At 55.9% G+C, this 23,529-nt stretch carries 6 protein-coding genes; 5 read left to right on the top strand and 1 reads right to left on the bottom strand.

Translation table 11 applies throughout. From position 1 onward, the window contains the following. Positions 1–141 precede the first annotated feature (141 nt). The 4 genes from Poly51_RS21960 (at position 142) to Poly51_RS21945 (ending at position 20,136) form a co-directional block, all read left to right on the top strand. The gene (locus Poly51_RS21960; protein WP_146460163.1) at positions 142–15,288 is read left to right on the top strand and encodes an SdrD B-like domain-containing protein; all 15,147 of its coding nucleotides are present in this window, start codon (positions 142–144) and stop codon (positions 15,286–15,288) included. A 43-nt stretch (positions 15,289–15,331) separates the two neighbouring features. Continuing rightward, positions 15,332–15,988, top strand: coding sequence for a PEP-CTERM sorting domain-containing protein (locus tag Poly51_RS21955; protein WP_146460161.1), 657 nt, complete (start codon positions 15,332–15,334; stop codon positions 15,986–15,988). Positions 15,989–16,249: 261 nt separating this feature from the next. After that, positions 16,250–16,471 carry a PEP-CTERM sorting domain-containing protein gene (locus Poly51_RS21950; RefSeq protein WP_186775718.1) on the top strand — a complete coding sequence of 74 codons (222 nt, stop codon included), beginning with the start codon at positions 16,250–16,252 and terminating at the stop codon, positions 16,469–16,471. 245 nt (positions 16,472–16,716) lie between these two features. Continuing rightward, positions 16,717–20,136 (top strand): hypothetical protein, encoded by a 3,420-nt coding sequence (locus tag Poly51_RS21945; RefSeq protein ID WP_146460159.1) that lies wholly within the window; start codon positions 16,717–16,719, stop codon positions 20,134–20,136. 58 nt (positions 20,137–20,194) lie between these two features. On the opposite strand, the gene Poly51_RS21940 is transcribed toward Poly51_RS21945, so the two are convergent. Continuing rightward, on the bottom strand, positions 20,195–22,498 hold the full coding sequence (locus Poly51_RS21940; RefSeq protein ID WP_146460157.1) for an AMP-binding protein: 2,304 nt from the start codon (positions 22,496–22,498) through the stop codon (positions 20,195–20,197). A gap of 205 nt (positions 22,499–22,703) precedes the next feature. On the opposite strand from Poly51_RS21940, the gene Poly51_RS21935 reads away from it, so the two are divergent. Then, positions 22,704–23,435 carry a zinc ribbon domain-containing protein gene (locus tag Poly51_RS21935; protein ID WP_146460156.1) on the top strand — a complete coding sequence of 244 codons (732 nt, stop codon included), beginning with the start codon at positions 22,704–22,706 and terminating at the stop codon, positions 23,433–23,435. Positions 23,436–23,529: the final 94 nt, after the last annotated feature.

Below are 23,529 nucleotides of genomic sequence, written 5' to 3'. Positions count from 1 at the left end.
CTGCCAATCAAGACTCCCTTCGAGCGATGACACGCCGAACCGAGGAAATTGATTGTGAGAAGCGAATCCAGAAAGAATCGGTCGCTATCCAGATCGAAATTAGATCGACACCGTGGGCGACGACAACTGATCGTCGAGACCTTGGAAGATCGCCGCGTCTTGGCGTCGATCACCGGGTCTGTCTTTGCGGACGTCAACGCTAACGAACTTCGCGATGGTGGCGAAGTGGGCCAATCGGGCGTGATCGCCTTCGTGGACGCCAACGCAAACCAGATTCGTGACGCGGGTGAGTTGTTCGCGACGACGGATGCCAACGGAGACTTCGTCATCGCGACGGTTGCCGATGGCGAGCATAGCATCGGCATCGAAGTCACTGGAAACCTGCGGCAAACGACTCCGCTGGGTCTGGGGGGTGGTGATGGCACAGTGTTGTCGTTCGACACGCTAACAGAGGGACATCCGCCTTCAGTTTCGCAGATGACCGACATCGCAGTATCGCCCGACGGTTCCACCGCCGTTGGCGTGTTCACGTATGGCGAGCGAATCGCACTTTATGATCGCGATGCTCAAGACGGAAGCCTGACGTTCACAGGTACGGTGACCGCGCCTCAGATGTATTGGGCCAACGAAGGTGCTCTCTCGCCCGATGGGAAACACTTCTATGTTGCCGCGATCATTGACGATTCCATCAGTGTCTTTTCCAAGGACACGAATGGGTCGATGGCGCTGGTCGAAACCGTTTCGACAACGACATTGGGCGACACTGATCTGGACGGAGTCGCGCGAGTTTTGGTCAGCGCCGATGGATCACAATTGTATGCGATCGCTGGAAACGGAAAGTCGCTTACAGTTTTTTCGATTGACTCGGTGACGGGCGGACTGACGCGCACTCAGTCTTTTCGAAACGGCATTAACGGCGTGACTTCGTTGGTCGTTCCCTCGTCCATCGGCCAGACGCCTGACGGCACAAAAGTGATCGTCGGTGCGGCCAACGGATTCGGTTCGTCGTTCTTTAGTCGCGATCCGGCAACGGGCGTGCTGACCTTGGATCAGCCCGATCAGAGTTTGGGACAGATCCGCGACATCGTGATGACCGCCGATGGTCATTTCGCCTACTTAGCAAACAGTACTGGTTCCATCGTTGTCTTGGAAAGGGATGCGGTCAGCGGCGACTTTGCTGTGGCCGAAACGTTTTCGACGTCGGGGCGAACGCCGTGGCGGGTGGGGCTGAGTGCCGATCAATCGAAGGTTTACTTCACGAGTAACACAGGCGACAGTTTGTCGGTTTTGAGTCGCGACGCGGTGACAGGGGCGTTGTCCGACTTGCAAACCATTACAGACAAAGTTGACGTCGTCGAAATGGATGGGCCGGCCAACTTTGCGGTCAGCCCCGATGGCGACCACGTCTACGTTGCCTCGGAAAACAGCGATTCGCTTCAAACGTTTTGGGTTAACCAGGGCGAGCGAACGACTGCGTCTCGTGCTGTGACGATCGCCGGAGGTGTGGATGCCACGGTGTCTGATTTTGGTGTCAATTCAGACACACCACGTCTGATCTCGATCACCACGACGGAACCCTCGCTAACGATGTCGAGCAGCGTCGATTTCGTCGCGACGTTTTCGGAAGATGTTACCGGCGTCGACGCCAGCGACTTTATACTGCACAACGCAACGCTTGCCGGCGCATCGATCAATAGCGTTACACCGATCGGTGGTAGTGCCGATCAATACTTGTTGACGGTCGCCACGCCGACTGGGACGGGGACGGTGCAAGTTCGCGCGATCGATGACGATACGATTTTAGATGCAGATTTGGCTTCAACCGGTGGGGCGGGAACCGGAGCGGTGATTGGTCAGTCGCCCGCGATCGCCGTCGATTCGGAGGCGCCGGAAGTCTTGTCGATCGCACACGCACCCATTGTTTCGGCCGACGTGACTTCGATCGATTATCACATTGCGTTCAATGAGTCGGTAATTGGCGTCGATGCGAGTGATTTTTCTATTACGTCGGCCGGTGCGACGGTCGGCACCATTGATTCGGTGTCCGGCGACGGCAACTCGTATGTGGTGCGAGTCTTGTTGTCAGGCGGTGCCGGCAACGTCACGTTGAATTTGGTCAACGACGACTCGATCACGGATGCCGTTGGCAACATTCTTTCAAGTCCGGCAACTACGGTCGGCGAAACGTTTGCCAACGTCGCGCCGATAGTTCGGGGAGCCCTGTGGGCCGACACGGATGCCGACGGACTTCGCGATCCGAGCGAACCGGGGCGAGTCGGCGTGGTCGTGTTTGCTGACGTTAACAGCAACGGAACACTGGATTCCGGTGAACCCAGTGCGACGACCGACGCAGAGGGCAACTACGAAATCACGGGTCTCGTATCCAACACGACTTACTCGATTGTCGCGCAAGCGGATCCCGACTGGTTGCAAACCAACCCCGTCGTTTACCCAGGTCAGGATCAACTGCTGTCCTTCGGAAGTGCCGTCGTCGCGGGGACGTCTCCGAACGACTTCTTGAACGGCACAACCTTTGTGACCGCCAGCGCGGACGGCAACCATGTTTATGCGATTGCGAATTCGTCTCGCGTCGCGGTGCTTTCGCGAAACTGGACCACCGGCGAATTGGTTCACACGCAAACGATCGGCAACGGTGTCAACGGGTTTTCGGGTATGGCGTTTCCCGTCGATCTCGTTTTTTCCCCCAACGGGCGATTCGGTTTTCTCGCCGATCGTTCGTCCGACGAAATCGTCGTCATGTCGCGCGATCTGTCGACGGGACACCTGTCGTTCGTTGCACGTTACGAGAATGGCGTCGGAGGGGTCGACGGTCTCGACACGATCGAAGCGTTGGCGATCAGCCCGGATGGCGAATCGCTTTACTCGGTTTCAACCGGTCAAGACGCGCTAGCGGTGTTTCGCGTCGACACAACGACGGGCCTGTTGACACCTACGCAGCTGTTTACAAATGGGACGGCGCCGACGACTGCCTTCAACAATCCCTACATGGTGATCGCCAGTCCGGATGGCCGACAGGTTGCTGTGTTGGCCTTCAACAGTTCGGCCATCAACATCTTTGATGTTCAGCCCGGTACGTCCGACTTGCTGTTCCGATCGACGATCACATCCGTCCCTGCTGCACGAACGGCCGAGTTCAGTCGCGATGGCAGGTTCGTCTACGTGGGATCGTCGTGGAGTAACGAAATGCGCGTCTTTGATCGTGATGTGCTATCGGGTGATTGGACACTCGTTCAAACGTTCGCAACCGGCACCGGCAATCTTGATGACTTGACGATTAGTCCCGACGGGTTGTCCGTTGCCGTCGCGAGCGTAACGCAGGATCGCGTCAAAGTGTTCGGTCGCGATGCGTCGACGGGGATGCTCAGTGAACTGCAGACGATCGAGAACGTTGCGCCCCACGCCACGCTCGACGGAGCCGCCGAAGTGGTTTATACGGCCGACGGCCGCGATTTGCTGGTCGCATCAGGCACGAGTGATTCGATCACGGTTTTCTCGCGCTACACGGGGACACCAACGCCGGCCGGTCGCGTCGTGACGACCGAATTCAAGCGGTCGACGGATGTGGATTTCGGTTTTCAGTTCGCGCCGTTGGCGGTCGTTTCGTTGACCACTGATGAGTCCAGTCCCAGCAACGCATCAACTCTCGATTTCAATCTCACCTTCACCGCACCCGCACAGGGTGTTGATGTAACGGACTTTGTCTTGGCCAGTGGGACGGGCACGGGCGCATCGATTAGTTCGGTCGTCGGTGGCCCCACCGAATTTACGATTACGGTCGCGACCGGAACCGGTGATGGCCCGATCCAATTGCAGATGATCGATGACGATACGATCCGCAACACTGCCAATGCACCCATCGGCGGTGTTGGCGACAATGGCTCAGTCCTCTCGAACATCGTCGACATGGACCTGACGGCGCCGACGATCGCGTTTGTGGATCGATTGGGACCAACCAACTATCGCACGGACGGTGACGAAGTTCAGTTTTTGGTCGGGTACAGCGAACCGGTAACCGGCATAACGGCCAGCGATTTCTACTTGTACGAGCCTTCGCTATCGATTTCCGATATCGCCGCCAATGCTGCGTCGAACGAGTTTACCGTTACCGTGTCGGTCGCCGGTTTCGAAGGCAATGTCTACATGGCTGCGCTGACGGGCCAAGGTTTGGCAGACGCCGCGGGCAATCTTGTTGGCGGTTCGACTATCACGTCGCAGCAGTTCACGGTCGACCGGACACCACCGACAGTCTTGGATGTCACGCTCGAATCGCCGCCGTTCGGCAATCTCGAATTCTCAGAGTTTCTCGTCACTTTCTCAGAAAATATCAACTCTTTCTCCGCTGCCGACATCGAATTGGTAGCGACGGGACCAGGCACGAAAGAGATCAGCAGCATCCATTACGTCTCGGGAACGCAACGGCGAATTGTCGTGCGCAACACCAGCGGACTGGGCACCTCGACGATCAACATCGTTCCCAACCAAACGGTGACCGATATGAGCGGTTTTCATCTGCTCGTTGGTGCAACGGACAACCCGATGTTCACCAAGGACGCCTATGTGCCGCACGTAACTTCAATCGCTCGCGCCGATGCATCGCCAAACAATGCGGCAACCGTCCACTACACGGTGACGTTCGACGAACCAGTCTTGAACGTGGATGTATCCGATCTTGTCTTGGTCAGTTCGTTAGGTGACGTCTCGATCGATTCGATTACCGGCGCCGACGACGTCTATACCGTCGCGATCAATACGGGTGCCGGTCAAGGGAACGTTCGGCTGGACGTGGCGACCGGGAACGACATCACCGACCGGGCGGGCAATCCGCTTTCCGCCACGGGTTTGACCGGCGAAACGTATCTGGTCGATCACATCGCGCCGACGTGGACCTCGTCGACGCTTTTGGATTGGACGATTAACTCGCTTGACGAAGTTCGCTTCCGCATCAACTTCAGCGAATCGGTCTCGAGCGTCGATGCCAGCGATTTCTTACTGAACACGACGATTCCCGATGCAACGATTGTGTCTGTGGTCGGCGGCGGATCGGTGTATACCATCACGGCCAACACGGGCACGTCATCGGGTCAACTCGGTTTGGCGCTCGCGGCGTCAACGACGATCGACGATTTGGCTGGTAACTCGCTATCCCAAATCAAGTCGATCCCCGGCTACACGATCGATCGGACGACGCCCGCGGTGGTCTCGATCGAGCCGATGGATACGTTGACGACCGGCGAGAGTTGGTTTCGATACGAGATCAAGTTTGACGAACGCATCAAGTTCTTGGACGTCGCTGATTTTGAAGTCGTGACGACGGGTTCGGCCGCTGCGACGGTCGAGTCGGTGCTGGGGGTCAACGATCGCTTTGAAGTCACGCTGCGACGTACATCAAACGATGGAACGATCGCGCTTAAGGTTTCGGATACGGCAACGATCGAAGACTACTACGAGAACGACTTGGTTGGCGGATTTGTTTCTGCGATCGCGTATACCATTCCCGGCGATGTGACGTATTCGGGCATCATTTGGGACGACACAAACGGGGACGGCATTTTTGACGGCGGCGAATCGGCAACGCCCGGAATCACGGTCTTCCACGATGCTAATCGAGACGGCGTTTTGGGTGCCACCGAAGTCAGTACCGTGACGATCGCCGACGGCAGCTACACGATCGTCAGTCATTGGCAGGCCAATGCCGTGATCACCGAGATCTTATCCGCATCGACACAGCAAACCTTCCCATCGGTCGCGTCGCCTTCGATCGCTCGATTGACGGGCGACGATACGCCGGGCAGCGAACATTACTTGTCGGCCTACCCAAGCATCAGCGGTGACGGCAGCGTTGTTGCGTTTGAATCGATGTCATCGAATTTGGTTGCTGGCGATACTTCGGTCCGCGACATCTTCGTACACGATGGGGCAACCGACACGATCACCAAGGTGTCGGTCGGTCATGACGGATCGCTGGCCGACGGAGACTCGTACATACCGGTGATCAGTGACAACGGCCAATTTGTCGTTTTCCGATCTTCCGCAACCAACTTGGTGCCGAACGATACGAATGGTTACGACGACATCTTTGTTTACGACCGGGTCGCAGGAACGACGGAACGAGTCAATGTCGCGACGGATGGGACGCAAGCCAATTTCGACGGCTATCGTGACTATGACATCTCCGCCGACGGACGATTCGTCGTTTTCGATTCGCGAGCGGTAACGATTGACCCGTTGGATACGACCAGCGACGCGGACATCTACGTCCGCGACCGGTTGCTTGAAACGACCACGTTTGTATCGACGGGAACTTATCAAACCACGTCAACACAATCGGTGTCCGGTTCGGGGACGTCGCCTTCGATCAGCGACGACGGAAACATCGTCGCCTTCGAGTCTTACATTCCAGCGATCTACGGCGGCAGCGTCGGCAGCGACATTTGGATCGTCAATCGTTCCGCCGGCACAATCAAACAGGCTCACAATCGGTATCTGACCGGCGAGCCACCAGGCGATTCGCACGACCCACGTGTCAGCGGCGACGGTAGCTCGATCGTCTTCTTCAGCGAGGCCCGCGTCAGCGGTGTTGCTCATCCCGACGACATGATTTTCGTCTACGACGTTGCGACCGAAGAACTTGAGATGATCGCTCGCTCGACGGACGGTGATTTCGTAGACGTCGAACTGCGCCGGCCATCGATCAGCCACGATGGTCGTTACGTCGCCTACATCTCCAAGGCCGACGACGTGACCTACAATGACATGATCCCGCACGTCGAGGGGTTTGTGTACGATCGGGATACAGGGCTGACCCAACCGGTGACGCGCCGCGATGACGGCAGCGAGGGCAGCGAACAGGTTGATTGGTTAAGCCTTTCGACTGACGCAACCACGGTCGCCTTCGGAACTCAATCAGCCTTGGTCGATGGCGACACGAACGAGCAAGGCGACATCTATCGCCGTTCGGTCGGACCCTTCCAACCCGCGCGATCGCATGTCGTGACGCCCGTTGGTACGACGGCGACAAATCTTGATTTTGGCAACGCCGTCCTTCAATCGGGCATCATTGCCGGCGAATTGTTTCAAGACAACAATCGCGACGGCATTCGACAAGCGGGCGAGTTGCCCATCGTGGGACGAACCGTATACGTCGATATCAACGACAACTCCGTGGCCGATGCGGGCGAGCCTTCGATCGCGTCGGACGCCGACGGCCTGTATTCCTTTTCCGATATCGCGACGGGCACCTACACCGTACGCCAGGTAATGCCGTCGGATTGGTCGCCATCGACCGGTGACGGCGATGGCTCGACAACCGCGTCGATCGGGTTGCCTCAATCCGTGTCCGTCGGCTTTGAAGACTTGGCCCATGCTTCCACGTCGGCCGTCGCCATCCCCACCTACACGTCAAACGGTTTCACCTTCGGTGGCAACGACCCGTATTTCCCCAGCAAATGGCGTGTCGCCGGCAATCCGGTGGCGCCAGAGTCCACATCAATCTATCCAGGCACGACGCGAACGTCCTACGTGTCGCGCCGCGACGGAGCACCGTTCGACCTGTTGTCGATCGACACGAAATCGCAAAACGGATCTTCGATCGTCGGCGAATTGCGTGGCAAGCGGGCAGGATTGCCCGACGTCGTCCAAACAATCAATGTGTCCGCTTCGATGCAGACGTTTGCGATTAGCGGATTCACCGACGTCGAATCCGTCACTTGGTCACAATACATCGCCGTCGACAATTTCGAGTTCTCGGTTTCGCCCTACACCGCATCGGCGATCCCATTGGGCAGCCAAGTGACGGCGGCCCAACTGGAAGGAACCGTCTGGGTCGACGACAACCTGGATTCCGTTGTCGATCCGGCGGAACCGCGGCTAGCGGGATGGACCGTGTTCCAAGACCTTAACGGCAACGGCGTTCAAGATGCTGGCGAAGCATCGGCCGTCTCCGGTGCAGACGGCAGCTACGCGTTTGCCGCGATCGAACCTGGCCCATCGACCATCGTTGTTGAGACCGTGGCGGGCTATGATCCAGGCGTGCCGGGGTGGTCAACGACGATCAATCCGCTGCCCGGACAAACGTTGGCCCAAACGTTCTCTTTCGTTCCACAACCGGCATCGATCAGCGGTTTTGCCTGGTTGGATAGCGACGAAGACGGCGTCGAGGATGCAGGTGAAGATCGAGTCGCGGGCGTGACGGTCTATCTGGACTCAAACGGAAATGCTGCCTTCGATGCTGGCGAGCCGACCGTGATCACGGACTCCACCGATCTTGGTTTCTATGAGTTCACAGCCTTGGCGGCGGGATCCTACTCGGTACGGACGGCGGACTCGGAATTCACGCAGGTATGGCCCCTTGGGGCTCACGTCGTCGACGTTGATCCGGGGGATGCAGCGTCGCGACGTTTCGGTGTCGTTGATCTTCTGCCGACGGTCTTCGAAAATCGTTTGATCGGAATTCCCGATGCTAACGCAGCTCAACTGAGTTATTCGGTCGCGTTTTCGAAGCCAGTAACCGGCGTCGATGCAAGCGATTTTTCGGTGGTGACAACCGGGACGTTGGCGGCCACGATCAGCAACATAAGCGGTTCCGACGCGAACTATGTCGTCACTGTGTCAACGACAAGCGGTGTCGGCACGGTGTTACTGCGGGTGAACGATAACGATTCGATCATCGATGCGACCGGCGACACCTTGGCTGGCGCGGGAAATTCGGGTGGCGTCGATTCGGTCATCACCACGTTGGACCTGGATGCTCCGGTCGTCACCTCGTTGTCGACGATCGGCCCGCTGTTCACCTCGCAATCCAGTGTGTCGTTTGACCTGCAGTTTTCGGAAGCCGTTCTAAGTGTCGACACCACCGATTTTCAAATCACTTCGACCGGCGTCGTAGGTGCAACGGTCAGTTCGGTGGATCCGGTTGCTGGTTCAACGGGACGATACACGGTGGTGGTTCAAACGACTTCGGGCGACGGCACGGTCACGATCGAATTGGTTGACGATGATTCGATCACGGACACCGCAGGCAACCTGCTGGCTGGTTTGGGGGTCGGCAACGGTGACTTCCCCGCCGACGGCACGTACACCATCGAGGTGGATGCCAAACGCGATATTGTCGGGCGCGTCTTCGATGATTCCATTCAGAATGGTGTGATCGATGCCGGGGAAGTCGGTCACGCCGGGCGCACCGTTTACCTGGACAGCAACGCCAACGGTGTCTTCGATTCGGGCGAACCATCCACGACAACGTTGAGTGATGACAGTGAGACGCCCGAGGACGAATCAGGCACCTACAGGTTTACGGACTTGCCGCTGGGGACTTACACCGTCCGCGCCGACGTCGTGTCCCCGTGGGTCGCGACGAGTCCTACAAGCGTCAACGTTACGTTGGATTTCGAAACCATCGTTGGAACCGCGAACTTTGGGCAACGATTCAACACGACGGCGATCAGCGGCTTGATCTTCGACGATGCCAACGGCAACGGCGCCCAGGATTCTGGTGAGCTTGGCGATTCGGGTGTGACGGTTTATTTGGACGCGAATCAGAACGGATCGTTCGATGCGGGCGAGCGCTGGACCATCGCCGCAAACGACGGAACGTATCAGTTTGATGCCGTTGATCCCGGCGAACATGTCGTTCGCATCATCGTCTCTTCGAACCAAGTTGTGACGACACCTCAATCGCAAGTCGATCGACTTTTTGCGGCGAATCTGCTCGGCAATGTCATCGAGTTGGACCCCGCCGATGGTTCGCTGTTGAACAGTTTCTCGCTGACGTACTCAACACAAGGTGCCGGATCGGTGCCGTTCTACAGTTCTGGTTTGGCATTGATGGGTGACTCGTTGTTCGCCCTCTCCGCGAACGGATGGATCTTTGAAGCCGACGCCGATTCCGGGCAGGAAATTCGTCAGTTCCAAATCTCGACAGGTACCACCGAGTTTGCGGGACTGGCCCGTATCGATGGCTTGCTTTATGCGATGGACTCGTTTTCGGACAGCATCTTCGTCGTCGATCCGACCAGCAGCAGCGTCACGCAGGTCTTCGATATCCAAGCCTTGAATGTCGGAACGAATTTCCATCCCGGCACGCCCCAGCTTGATTCTGGCTTGGGCGAGACCGCGGATGGAACATTGCTCGTCGCGGTCACCGATAGCGCCAAACGAATCGTGATCGATCCCGCTACGGGATTCATCGTTGGTAATCAAACACACACTCAGCCTGATCCTGATGCGGGGTTTGCCGGTGGTGCGGGATTCACTTATGTCGGTGTGCCTAGTTCGCCGCACGAAGTCGTTGTCTACGATTCCGCGGGCATGGAAGTTGGATCGTATGTCGCATCGGTTGCACCGCACAGCCTAGCGATTGGCGTTGCCAGTTCATCGTCCTTCACTGTTACCGTAGCCTTCGGTGACCAGGCCGAGGGTAACGATTTTGGTGTCGTCGATAATTTCGGCACGGTGACGGGGACACAGTTCATCGATGCCAATATGAACGGAGTCTTTGACGGGGGCGAATCGCCGCTTGTTGGCGCGATCGTCTACGTCGATCGAAACGACAACGCATGGCCCGACGCCGATGAACCACAGGCGATCAGTGCGGTGGATGGGACGTATACGATCGCCGAGGTACCAGTGGGCAATCACCGGGTTCGTGCGTTGGCTCGACCATCGTTTCGGCCGGTCACGATCTCGCCAGGCGAAGACCGTTTGTACGCGAGCGGTTTGGGAGAAAATGTTGGAAACAATCTGTACCGAATGAGATTGTTCCAGATCGATCCGCAAGATGGCAGCGTCCTTGAAACGATCGAGACTGACATCACCACGCGGTTCGGCGTCGAGATTGCATTTGACGGCGACCGCTTTATCGCAATCGACAACTGGAATAATCAACTCTACGAGATCACGCTCGATGGCAAGCTGATCGATTCCCGGCCACTGGGCGAGCAGTTACCTACGGGCGGATTTTCGACGGTAGTCGATTTGGGCCCAACGATCATTGGCGACTCGATCATTTCGGTTCGCTTCCTTGGAACGACACCGTATCTCGCACAATACAATCCAGATACCAACACGTTCGAAGACCGATCGCCGATCTCAATCGTCATCGATAGTGCAACGCCGAACGTTTCGCTTCCGAATTGGTGGCGCGTATCCGCTGGACGAACGGCGGACGGGAATTCAATCGTGATCAGCGGCAACCAAAGTTTGGTCACATTAACGATAGACGTACAAACGGCCGTGGGCGTGCTAGGCGAAGGACCTCTACCAAGCGTCCGCGCTCGCGACTCGCTCAACGGCGAAGTCTTTGTCTCGAACAATAGCAACATTCAAGTTTACGGGAATCCCGATCGAATCTTCAACGTGCCTTTCGTTCCCACCGGATTGGCTAGCGGAACCTTCCAAGACAACGGCGTTAGCGTTTCCGTTGCGGCGAACCAGTCAACGGACGCTGTGAATCATGGATTCCGATCCACCTTGTCAACGGTTTCGGGTTCCATAAGCGGCGATGTTCCCGCCGGCGGCGCAGAAGTCTATGTCGACACCAACGGGAACCGAACCTTTGATGCCGGTGAGCCGACGGCGATTACTGATTCGTCGGGTGAATACTCCATCGCAGATGTCACGCCGGGGGACTTTTCTGTTCGCGTCAAGCCGATTGCCGGAAAAATAATCAACGCGATCGCCGATGATTCAGTGCGACTTTTTGTTCAAGGTGCCGACGCGGGCAACCCATTCATTGCCGAGATTGATCCAGTTACCGGCGAAACACTCAACTCATTTGCGACACAGTACGGAACAGCATGGGCAGGCATGGCGTTGGATAACGGAGTACTGTATCTGGCGCAAAGCAATGTCATGCGTGCGATCGACGCCGACACGGGTGCTTTGCTTCGCGAAATTGCGATTCCGGCTGGGTACTACAAAGGGATGGCGATTCTGGATTCCGTTGCCTACCTGCATGACTCTCAAAACGGGCTGCTGCGATCGTTCGACCTCAGGACCAACCGACTCGGTTCAACATTCAACTTGAATGAACTCAATCTGGATTACACCAATTCCACTGAAGGCGGATTGGGCGAAGCGCCGGATGGCCAGCATTTGATTCTTTCGGTCGGATCGAATGCCTGGACCGTCGATCCCGCCACCGGATTGTTTGTTGAAAACCTCGGTAACCTCACCACCGGCAACGCGATTGCCGGTGCAGGTGGGCAATGGTTTGAACCTGGGAATTTCAGCTCCAACAGTTTTGCAAAATCGATCAACGTCCGAGACGCAAGCGGCAATGTGACTCGAACGATCACCTTCAACGCGTCCGGCTATATCGATGGGATGGCCGCCGAGTCGGTTACGGCAACTTCGAACAGCGTTGTCCTGTACGGTGCCGATAGCGCCACAGGGGCGGACTTTGTGATCCTCGATAAGCTCGGCAGCATCTCGGGCATTCAGTTTGTTGACGGAAACGAAAATGGACTGTTCGATACGGGTGAGTTGCCGATCGAAGGCGTGATTGTTTTTGTTGACACCAATTTCAACGAGTGGCCCGATGCAAATGAACCCCAGACAACCAGCGGGGCCGACGGAACGTACACGATCGCTGGCGTCCCGGCCGGAAATGCATACGTCCGAACAGTAACGCCTACCAACCATCGTCCGACGGACGTGTCCTATTCAAGCGATCGATTGTTCACCACGGGGCGGATCTCCAATCCCAACAGCCCACCTAGCTTCGTGATGGACATCCGTGAAATCGATCCAATCAACGGCGACGTCTTGTCCGTGATCCAAACGGATGTTGAAATTTCGTTCCTACATTCGACCGCCTTTGATGGTAAGCAACTGATCGTCATCGACAACGACCTGGATGTCTTACATGAAATCGCGCTCGATGGAACGGTTCTGGATTCGACTCCGCTGCCCTGGGACGGAAATGAGTTTCTGTTCGTCACCGGTCCAGTCATTGCTCGCGGTTCGATCTATGTTCTCGGCAGCATTGGCAGTCAACATTCGATCTATCGCTACGATCCCGCGACGAACGAGTTCGTTGATCGAAAGTCCGTGACGCTCGCGTTCACAGCCACCGAGACAGCACCTCAATTCAGCGCAGCGCTTTCCGAATCGACCGACGGCCAGTCGATCGTCGCGTTCTCCAGTCAGGACGGGGTGTTCACCATCGATCCAACCACCGGACGAACGACAAGCGTTGGCCAGTTGAGCGAAACCTATGGTTGGGAATATGCCGCCACCGCCGTTGGCGATGAACAATTCGTCGGGTCCAATGGCTCTAGTGGGACGCTGGTTTATGATTCCGATTGGGTATTCCAGCGGGCATTTCCTGCCAACTATTCGCGGCAAGGGTTTGGCGGCGGGAAATACGAAGACAGCGGGTTAGTCGTCGATGTATCGAGTGGACAAGTCAGTTCCGGCGTCTCGTTTGGTTTTCAGTCGACATTGGCCACGATTTCCGGCACGATTCGGGACGACGTGAACGGCGACGGAGTCTCGGATGTCGGCGACGAACCGCGCGTCGGGGCACAAGTCTTCTTGGACGCAAACCGTAACGGCGTTCTTGACGCGGGTGAGCAGTCGGTGATGACGGACGCAAGCGGAACCTATACGTTTACGGATGTCACTCCGGGCGATCATTACATTCGTGTCGCGACCGGATCCGACGAAAGGTCGATCGCGACGGCCGGGAATGCAACAAGGCTGTTTACGACACAACAAAGTTTTGGCAGCGGGCCAACGATCATTCGCGAACTCGATCCGCTCTCGGGTCAAGTGCTGAATACGTTCGATGCACCCGACGACGGGGGCGGCGTCGGCTTAGCCTTGGACCAATATGCTCTGTATTTTGTCGCTTATGACAGGTTCTACAGTTTGGATCCCGACACGGGCGAACTGCTGGCCTATCTCGAACTGCCTAGCGGCTATTACACGGGGTTAGCCACGGTCGCGGGTCATGTCTTTGCGGTCGAACCAAGTACCAACAAGGTCTTGAAGATTGATCCGCTCAGCCAAACGGTCGTCGAGACATTCACTTCGTCCTTCGATCTGACGGGGACGCTGGGCGAGAGCATCGACGGCACCCAGCTGATCGCCAGCACATCGAACAATGGCGTAATCGCGATCGATTCTGATTTTGGTAGTGAAGACCCGAACATCAACTTTCTTTGGACGAACGCTGGCTTCGGTACCGCGGCTGGCGAGCACTATCATGGCTCGCAGGGCAATGTTCAGATTCGCAACGGGCAAAACCAACTGGTCCGTATCCTGCCGGCCGACTATGACACGGGCAACGCGAGTGGTCTCGCTGTCGCCGAGGTTCCTCATGGTGAAGCCCGCTTGAACGACGGAGTCGATGACGTCCAATCGAACGTTGATTTCCTGATTCAATCAGGATTCGAAACGAACGACATTGAACTTTCGGAGACATCGATCAACGAGAACGTCGATACATCATCCGCCGACGTCTTGTTCGCGGAACTATCCGCCGTCGACGCCTCGCCGATTGCCCAGCGGTTCTTCGCATTGGTAGCCGGCGACGGTGACGACGACAATTCAAAATTCGTCGTGGTCGGCAACGAACTTCGACTCAAACAAGGCGAGGTGATCGACTATGAAACTCAGTCCACCTACCAAGTCCGCGTTATGGTCGGCAACCACACCGGTACTTTGCTTGAAAAGCAATTGACGCTTTCAGTCAACAATTTGGTCGAGATCAACAAATCGAATGTCACGATCAACGGCGGCGAGAATCAGCGTTCTCGAGTGGACACCATGACGATCGAATTTGATACCGACGTGATTTTACAGGCGGGCGCGATCACGGTCACCAAGCGGGGCACGGGCGGCGGCTTGGCCGGGGTGGTGATTTCGCCATTGCCGGGTGCCACAGCACGCATATTCACCCTGACATTTTCCGGAAATTTCACGGAATTCGGCTCGCTGGCTGATGGAAACTACCAATTAACCGTCGATGCGAGTAAAATCGTGTCGGTCGATGGCACAGGCCTGGACGCCAATGGTGACGGGATTACCGGCGACAACTTTGAGTTCGGTGATGTCGCCAGCGATAAGTTCTTTCGATATTATGGGGACGTCGATGGGGATCGCGATGTTGACGGAAGTGATTTTCTGTACTTTCGCGGAGCCTACGGGAAATCCCTGGGACAAGTCGGGTACAGCCAAAGTTTCAACTTCAATCTCGACAGTATCGTAAACGGTTCGGACTTCCTTCAATTCCGTGGCCGCTACGGCAAGACCCTTTTGTTCTAGTAAAACGTTTTTCTTTCGTGTCGTTCTGCATCGAGTGTTTGTCATGATTCGCCTTCTGTTTGTTTTCGTCATCCTTGCGTCTACCAGCTTTGCATCGTCGCAAGCGGACCTCATCTACGATTTTCGATTCGATCAATCGTCATATTCCGCCGAGGCTGGATCGACGTTCAGTGTTGACATCATTTTTCGCGAAACCGCGACTGAAGGTGAAAACTTAATGTTCTTCACTGCGCCCACTGGTCTCACCTCACTTGGACCCGTCCGTGTAACGTACCAACCGGTCGGCCCTGCGACGGACGTATTGCAGGTTGCTGATGAGGCGGACATTGAGGTTGGTGGGCTGTTTACTGGTCTCAGTTTTAAATTGATCGACAATCCCAATTTTGTCAGCGAAGTTGGCGGGGAAAACAGCTCTGGAATCAAGATCGGTTCCAACGCTACATTTCACGAAGTCAATCTAGCGACGATCACCTTCACGGTCGTTGGAGCTCCGGGCCAATCGAGTTTGCTCGGTTTGAATCCCAACGATTTCGGCGAAGTGTTCTTTAACAATGAAATTTTTCCGGCGGCCACAGCATCCTTTGGCTCAGCGACGTTTTCTGTCGTAGCAGTTCCTGAGCCTTCGTCGATCGCAATGGTCGGATTTGCGATTGCGGCCGGTGGTTTGCAATGGCGTCGACGTCGGGCAAAACGATCTTAGAGTCTCGTTTTCTAAGTGCACAAAGTTGAGCTGCCATTGACAGTTGGGCGTAAGACAAAACACTTCTTGCCCCCTAAATCGCCCAGCCTTACATCATCGGCGCAGCGAGTATCGCTGGTTGCCGTTGTTCTTAAATTGGTTCGTTCGCGTCCGGCGCGACGCGCCATGACCAACACCTGACCACGCACCGCAAAAGACGTAGGTGCTTTGGGAATTTGTGTTTAAGGGTGCGATCCCTCACTATATCTGGGGACGGCTTCATTGAATGTTCTCAGTTTTGCGAGCGGTAACTACGATCTGACGCTTAGTCCTGGATCGTTAAGTGGTCTCACGCTAGGAGACGACCTGTTCACACCCATCGCGGTTTCGTCGGCCCTGGGGTCTCTGCGAGTCGTCGCCGTTCCCGAACCCTCATCCGTGTTGGCGTTGGGGATGGTTGTCGCGGCGAGCGGTTGGCGATGGCGTCGACGATACCGGTCATGACGTAATTCCTTGGTTGAATGAGCCCCCTCTCAATCCCGGTGATCGGCAATAACGGTTAGGGCGAGAGTGCTGCACCTCCTCTGAGCCCCGCACGCCACCCCCGACGGCGAACAGCGGGGCAGTCTGCGCCGTTAGGGGGCTGGAAAGCGATCGATGCTGGAAGTCTGCAATTCGCCCTTCTATAACCTACGGCTGCATCTTTGAAAAAGACTTCAGTAGAGTTAGGCAATCGGGGATTATTCAGCGTGAACAGATATTTGAAGCGGTGTCGTGGGTTGGCCAAATGTTCCCGAACCTCGAATCGCCGACTAGCGATCGAGAAATTCGAATCGCGCCAATTGCTTGCCGGTGATTCGCTGGCCCTGGGGACAAATTTGACGTCGAGTACCGACTATGACGTGGTCGGCTTTGTCGACGTCATGAAGCAAAGTCGGGACTGGATGACGGCCAACGCGAATTTGGAAGGCCAGTACGACACCGGATTCGAAGCTGAGATTTTGTTGGACGCTGACGGCTATCCCGTGGCGTCGGTCGGTGCAACGGCCGCGTTGCCGTTCACACCCGCCGGCGGTGGGCTCGATCAAATCGTTCACACAGTCATTCCCGTCCATGGACCGGGCACGTATCGGTTGAAGGCCAGCGGCAGTGGCTCGCTTTTGTTCCGCGCCGATGAAGGTTTGTTGGTCAACACGAGCGATCAACTCGAATCTCGGATCATCACATTCACCAACGGATACGACGCCGATTTTGAAGTCTACGATTCTGATTTCGGTGATGGCGTCGGACGTCTATTGTTGGCGATCACAACCAGCGACGCCGTGAATCCCGTCAGTGATCTCGAACTGATTTCACCGGGCCACTCAAGCACCTATGAAACTGCGCCATTCTTGCCATCGATGACTCAGCACTTGGGCACTTATGGGAACTTGCGTTTCATGGATTGGATGCGAGCCAACAATAACCCGATCGTGGATTGGAATGATCGCGTCACACTGGACACGTTCACGCAAACGCTTCCCGTTGGCGTCGCGGTTGAGTACATCACGGCACTTGCCAATCAAGTGCAACAAGATGCGTGGATCACCGTGCCGGCGCGAGCCAACGACGCCTTCGTTACGAACCTGGCAACGTATTTGCGAGACAATCTTAGTCCCGGTTTAAAAGTCTTTATCGAGTACAGCAACGAAACGTGGAACGGAAGCTTCTCGCAGGCCACCTACATTCAAGAGCAAGGCCTAGCCCTAGTCCTTGATTGGCCCGGATACGCCGCGGGTCAAAAGTTTCATTCCATGCGATCGGCACAGATTTGGCAAATCTTTGAAGACACCTTTGCCGCTCAATCCGCTGATCGTTTGGTCAAGGTTTTGTCGGCCCAAGCGGGCGTTTCGGCCGTAAGCACCGAACGCTTAGACGCGTTGGATGACCCGAACATCAACCCGACCGGCATCAAGCCCGATGCACTCGCGATCAACGCATACTTTGGCGGCGAAATCGCGGACGATATCGTCCGAGACCAGGAACTCGCACCCACCGATGGATCCGCCCCCATTACGGTTGATCAGGTGCTCGACCGACTTGAGGTCGACTTGCGTGGACCGCTGACCAGTCAGTTGACGACGCACAAAGCGATCGCGTCGGATCACGATTTGTGGCTGATCACTTACGAGGGCGGTCAGCACTTGGTCGGGACGGGCGGTAACGTCGCGAACGAAGACCTTGCCAACTTGATGATCGCGGCGAATCGTAGTCCGCGGATGTATGGGATCTATCAAGAGTTTTTGACGCTCCTTGAAGCGAAAGACGTCGCCCTACACAGCAACTTCACCCACATTTCGGCGCCAAACGCCTTTGGGTCGTGGGGCGCGTTCGAATCGCAAGATCAAGTGGTGTCCGAGGCTCATAAGTTTCGTGCAATATCCGACTGGGCACTCGGCAATGCACCCGCCAACCGAGTCCCCATTTCTCGCGCCACCGACGAGATCACTGTCGTCGATCTGGATGACAACGGTATCGAGTCGGTTCAACTCGACGCGTCATCATCCCGCGACTTTGACGGCAAGATTGTCAGCTACCAATGGATGGCCGGCGAAACGATCATCGGCACGACGGCTGTTGTGTCTTTTGACGCCGCCGTCGGTGAACAGTTTGTCACAGTCACTGTCACTGATGACGGGGGCGCTAGCGTAACCGGTGAGGTCCGAGTCGCGGTTCGTCCTGCGGCATCGGTGGGAAATTTGGTGACGGCTGACCTGACCGTTGCTCCGGTCACCGACGCGGGTAGTCCCGACCCCGTCTGGTTGGGCACAAGTTCGATTGCATCCGACGTTGCCTATTCGGGCGTAACGCTCGGCCCCGGATTCACTCGCGATACGTCATCATCAGCGAGTAACCTTGTCGGGTTTATTGGAACGTTTGAGGGATACCCGGGAACGACGCTTGATCAGGCAATTGCAGACGGCGAGTACCTGTCCGTTACCGTTGACACCTCCACAAGCGATCAATGGTTGGATTTGACCGCTGCTTCGTTCGACTTTACGGTCGAGCGACACAACTGGCTCTCGCCGCGACATTATGCGGTAATGTCCAGCGTCGATGGATTCACATCTTCCGCTGCGCTGTTTGATTCCGAGCGTATCAATTCCCAATCCCCGACAACGCTCTCGTTTATTTTGCCATTCGAAGGCTTCGTGACGGGGGATCCGATCGAGTTCCGCATCTATCCGTATGGCGGAGAATACGAGAATAAAGAAACCTATTTGAATGGAATGTCGATCGGCGGGACCATCATCCCCACACCCGCGCCGACGGACATCCAGTTTGTGGGATCAACGCTCGTCGAGAATACCAGCACTGTGGGCGGAGACCTGTTCGTCGGAAGTCTATCGGCGATCGATACTACGCCAGACGACAGTCACACGTTCACCCTTGTCGAAGGTTACGGCGACAATGACAAGTTCACGATCGTCGGAAACGAGCTTCGCCTGCGATCCGGGCAAGTGATCGACTACGAAACGCAGTCATCTTACTCCACGCAGATACGTGTAACCGACCTAACGATGCTGTCGTTAGACAAATCGTTTGTCGTGGATGTAACGAATCTAGTGGAGATCAGCAAATCCGACGTACTGATCAACGATGGTAGTACCCAGCGGTCGAGGGTTGAATCAATCCAAATCGAATTTGACACCGACGTGCAATTGCAAGCAGGCGCAATCACGGTCAGTCGACGAGAAACCCCCGGAAGTATTGTCGGGACGGTTATCGCGCCGCTTTCATCGGCAACGTCTCGCGTGTTCACGATTTCATTCTCAGGATCGTTCGTGACTTTTGGGTCACTGATCGATGGCAACTACGAACTGAGTGTTGACGCATCGAAAATTGTCTCTGCAAATGGCTTGGGTCTCGATGCCAATCAAGATGGCGTTGCAGGTGATGACTTCATCTTCGGAAATGAGGCTACCGATAAGTTCTTCCGATACTACGGAGATATCGATGGTGACCGAGACGTAGACGGAAGCGACTTCTTGTTCTTCCGAGGTGCGTACAATAAATCGGTCGGGAACGTGGGATATCGGCGAGCCTTCAATTTCAATTTGGACAGCAAAGTTGACGGATCGGACTTCCTTCAGTTCCGAGGTCGCTACGGAAAGACACTTCTTTTCTAAATAGCCCCAACTTCACTTCCGCAACGCCCTTAACCGAAAGTTGAGTAGCGGCAGGCGGCTAGTCATCACCGTCGCTTGCCCCAGCCGACGTCGCCAGACTTGCCGCGACGTCTTTCGCGGCTTTTAGATCCAGCTTTCCGGTGCCGAGCATTGGGATCGCTTCGACTTCGATGAAGCCGTCGCGGCCGGGGATGAACAGGTTGGGTAGACCGGCTTCGCTGAGTCCTTTGCGGATATCGTCGATTTCCTTCGTCGTTGGGACGTGCAGGACAATCAAACGTTCGCCCTTCTTTGCGTCCGGCACCGCGGTCACGCATATCCTTAGCGTTTCGTCATCATCGCCTTCACAGAACAATCGCGACAACTCTTCTTCGATGCGAACATGCGGCACCATCTCGCCGCCAATCTTTGAAAACCGGCTCAATCGACCGGTGATGTGAATGAACCCTTGGTCATCGACGTTGGCGATGTCGCCGGTGACATACCATCCGTCTTGAATGGCCTTGCCCGTCATCTCTTCTTGGTTCGCGTAACCGCGCATCACGTTGGGGCCAGTGACCATCAACATGCCGTCCTCGCCCGCTCGCAATTCGTCGCCGGAATCGGGCGAAACGACACGCGCAGAAACCCCCGGAAGCGGTCTCCCGACTGATCCTTCGACGCGATCGGCTTGATGAGCGGCTGACGATCGCGACGGCGGGATATTGACCGATACCAGCGGGCTCAACTCTGTCGCGCCGTAACCCTCGACCGGCCGTACACCAAACTTTTTTTCGAACGATTCGAACAACTCCGCTGGCATCTTTTCGGCACCGACGACAACAACGTCCAGCTTCGAAAATTGTTCGGGTGTAACCCGTCGCAAATAGCCGCGAAGGAAAGTCGGCGTGGCAAGCAGCACCGTCACGCCATACTTTTCGGCTAGTTTTCCGATCTGTTTCGAATCGAGCGGATTGAAATGGTAAATGCCTCGCGGCCCCAACGACATCGCGCCCCACAGCGTGACGCTGTATCCGAATGAATGGAAGAACGGCAGCACGCCAAGGACGGTATCGTTCATGTCCAACTTTACCGCCCGTTCAATGGCGTCGACGTTGTGACTGATGTTGGCGTTGCTGAGTAAGACGCCCTTGGGCATCCCCGTCGAACCGCTGGTAAAGATGATCGTCAGAATGTCGTCGCCGTCGACGTTCGATAGTCCGAGGATGCGGTCAAGTAAAGACGCCGGGACCACGGTCGCTTGAATGAATGCGATCGCCTTGTCTAGCTTGGTAACTTTATCCTTCAAGGTGTCCAGCAGTATGACTTCGGCGTCTATTTTGACGTCCAATTTCGACAGAAATCGTTCGCTGGTTAAAACGTGTTTGATGCCGACTTCGGCAATGCAGTGGTTCATCACATCACTGCTGACCGTGTAATTCAAATTCGCCGAAATTCGTTGGTCCATCGCCAATGCGATGTTCACAATCACGCCACCGACACTCGGTGGAAGCAAGACACCGACGTACTTTTCGTCATCGGAAAAGACTTCGCGGCGTAACGTTCGTCGCAGCGCCAAGATACGAATCAGCATCTCGCGACCGGAGACCTCGGTGCCCATCGAATCGGCGGCCTGCATTTGGCCACCACGGCGACGGCAAACGCGGATCATCCCTTTTGCCAGAATCGGAAGCTGGGACCGATGATCGATCGTCGCACGAGCGCCAAGGGCTTGAACGCGGGTGCGAAGGATTTCCAGCGGCGTATCCGCCGGCACCGGCTTGTCGATATACAACGTCAACGTTCGACGAAACTGTTTCGGCCATTTGTAAAAGAACTTGCCACCGGAAAAACTGAAGATGCTGCCCCACATCCCGTCCATCCACATCGGGACAACCGGGGCGTCGGTGCCCTTGATGATCTTGGTAATGCCAGGCTTGAACGCCTGCAGTTGTCCCGTTCGGCTGATCGTTCCCTCGGGAAAGACACCCACGACATCGCCGTCGACGATTGCTTCTCGGCCAGCCTTGATGGCCCTGCCGATCGACTTGATTTGTGACATCATGAAAATCGTATCGAAGGCGTTCCCCAAATAGGTCCCAATCGAAGATGAAAAGTTGGCCCCATCGACGATGAATCGAACGTTCCGCGGCAACATCCACAGGATCAAGATTCCGTCGATCCAGGAAACGTGGTTGCTGATGACAAGACAACCGCCGTCGGTTGGAAGATTTTCGAGCCCGAAGATCCGCTTGCGATAAAGCAGCGAGAGCAGAATGTTGAACGGCAAACGCACGAACCGCCGGGGAGAGATGATCGCTAAAGCAACCAACGCGAAAAAGACTGCGGCGGATACCGCCAACGCAATGAGCCAACCGTTCACTCGAAATTCCCATCTTAGAAATGCAAAAATCACTTTTGAATAGCGTAGCGAATCCCGCGACTTGTTTCGCTACCATTCGCCGGACGGGAATTCGGTCGGTCCGGGGTCGCGTTCGAGATCCCGACGTCGGCTGATACCTTATTTTGCCACTTTCCGATATGCTGAGACGCAGAGCGAAAGCGAAACACCCCCGACGGTCCGATAAATGTCCAGCGCATCGAAAATTGAAATCAGCACCGAACTTCTTCGCACGTTGCACCGGATCCACCGCCAGCGAACGGACCTGACGTCGCGGATCGAACGAGGACCGCGGCAAATCAAGGCTGGCGAGGGCATGGTGGCAAAAGCGGCCGAAGCAGTCGCTATGGCTCGATCGGCGGTGAAGACGGCCAAGATCGCATCTGACGAAAAACAATTGCAGTTGGCGACTCGCGAAGCTCGGATCAAGGACCTCGAAGCTAAGCTGAACACGGCCGCCAGCAACCGAGAATTTTCGACGTTGAAGGATCAAATCGCTGCGGACAAGCAAGCCAACTTAGTGCTCAGTGACGAAATCCTGGAAGCGCTCGATCACCTCGACGGACTCGAAGCCGTCGTCACCCAGGCCGAAGCCGAACTTGCGAAACAAGAATCCGATCAAAAGGTTCGCGTGACGGAGGTGACGACAAAGCTCGACGAACTGCAGTTATCCCTTGAGCGAGTCGAAAGCGAACTCGAAACGCATGAAGCGGAAGTGCCGTCAGGCGTAAAAGCCGAGTACAAACGCCTTACCGGTGCGCGTGGCGAAGAAGCGCTTGCACCGGTCGAAGACAACTCGTGCGGCGGGTGTTACCAAACGCTCACAACCCAGCACGTCGAAACGCTTCGAATGTCCGTTCTGCTTCACTGCCCAAACTGCAACGCGTTTCTGTATTTCCCTGAAGATCGGCGACCCTAGACGATGGTTTTCAAATACGAAAACCCGAGTGAGCCGGAGTCCATTGCATCGATCGGCGCAAGACTGCTCACGCGAAACATTGGGATGCTAGCGT

This window comes from Rubripirellula tenax, assembly GCF_007860125.1.
Classification (GTDB): domain Bacteria; phylum Planctomycetota; class Planctomycetia; order Pirellulales; family Pirellulaceae; genus Rubripirellula; species Rubripirellula tenax.
Note: the sequence above shows the minus strand (reverse complement) of the source record. Positions and strands in the feature narration are given on the sequence as shown.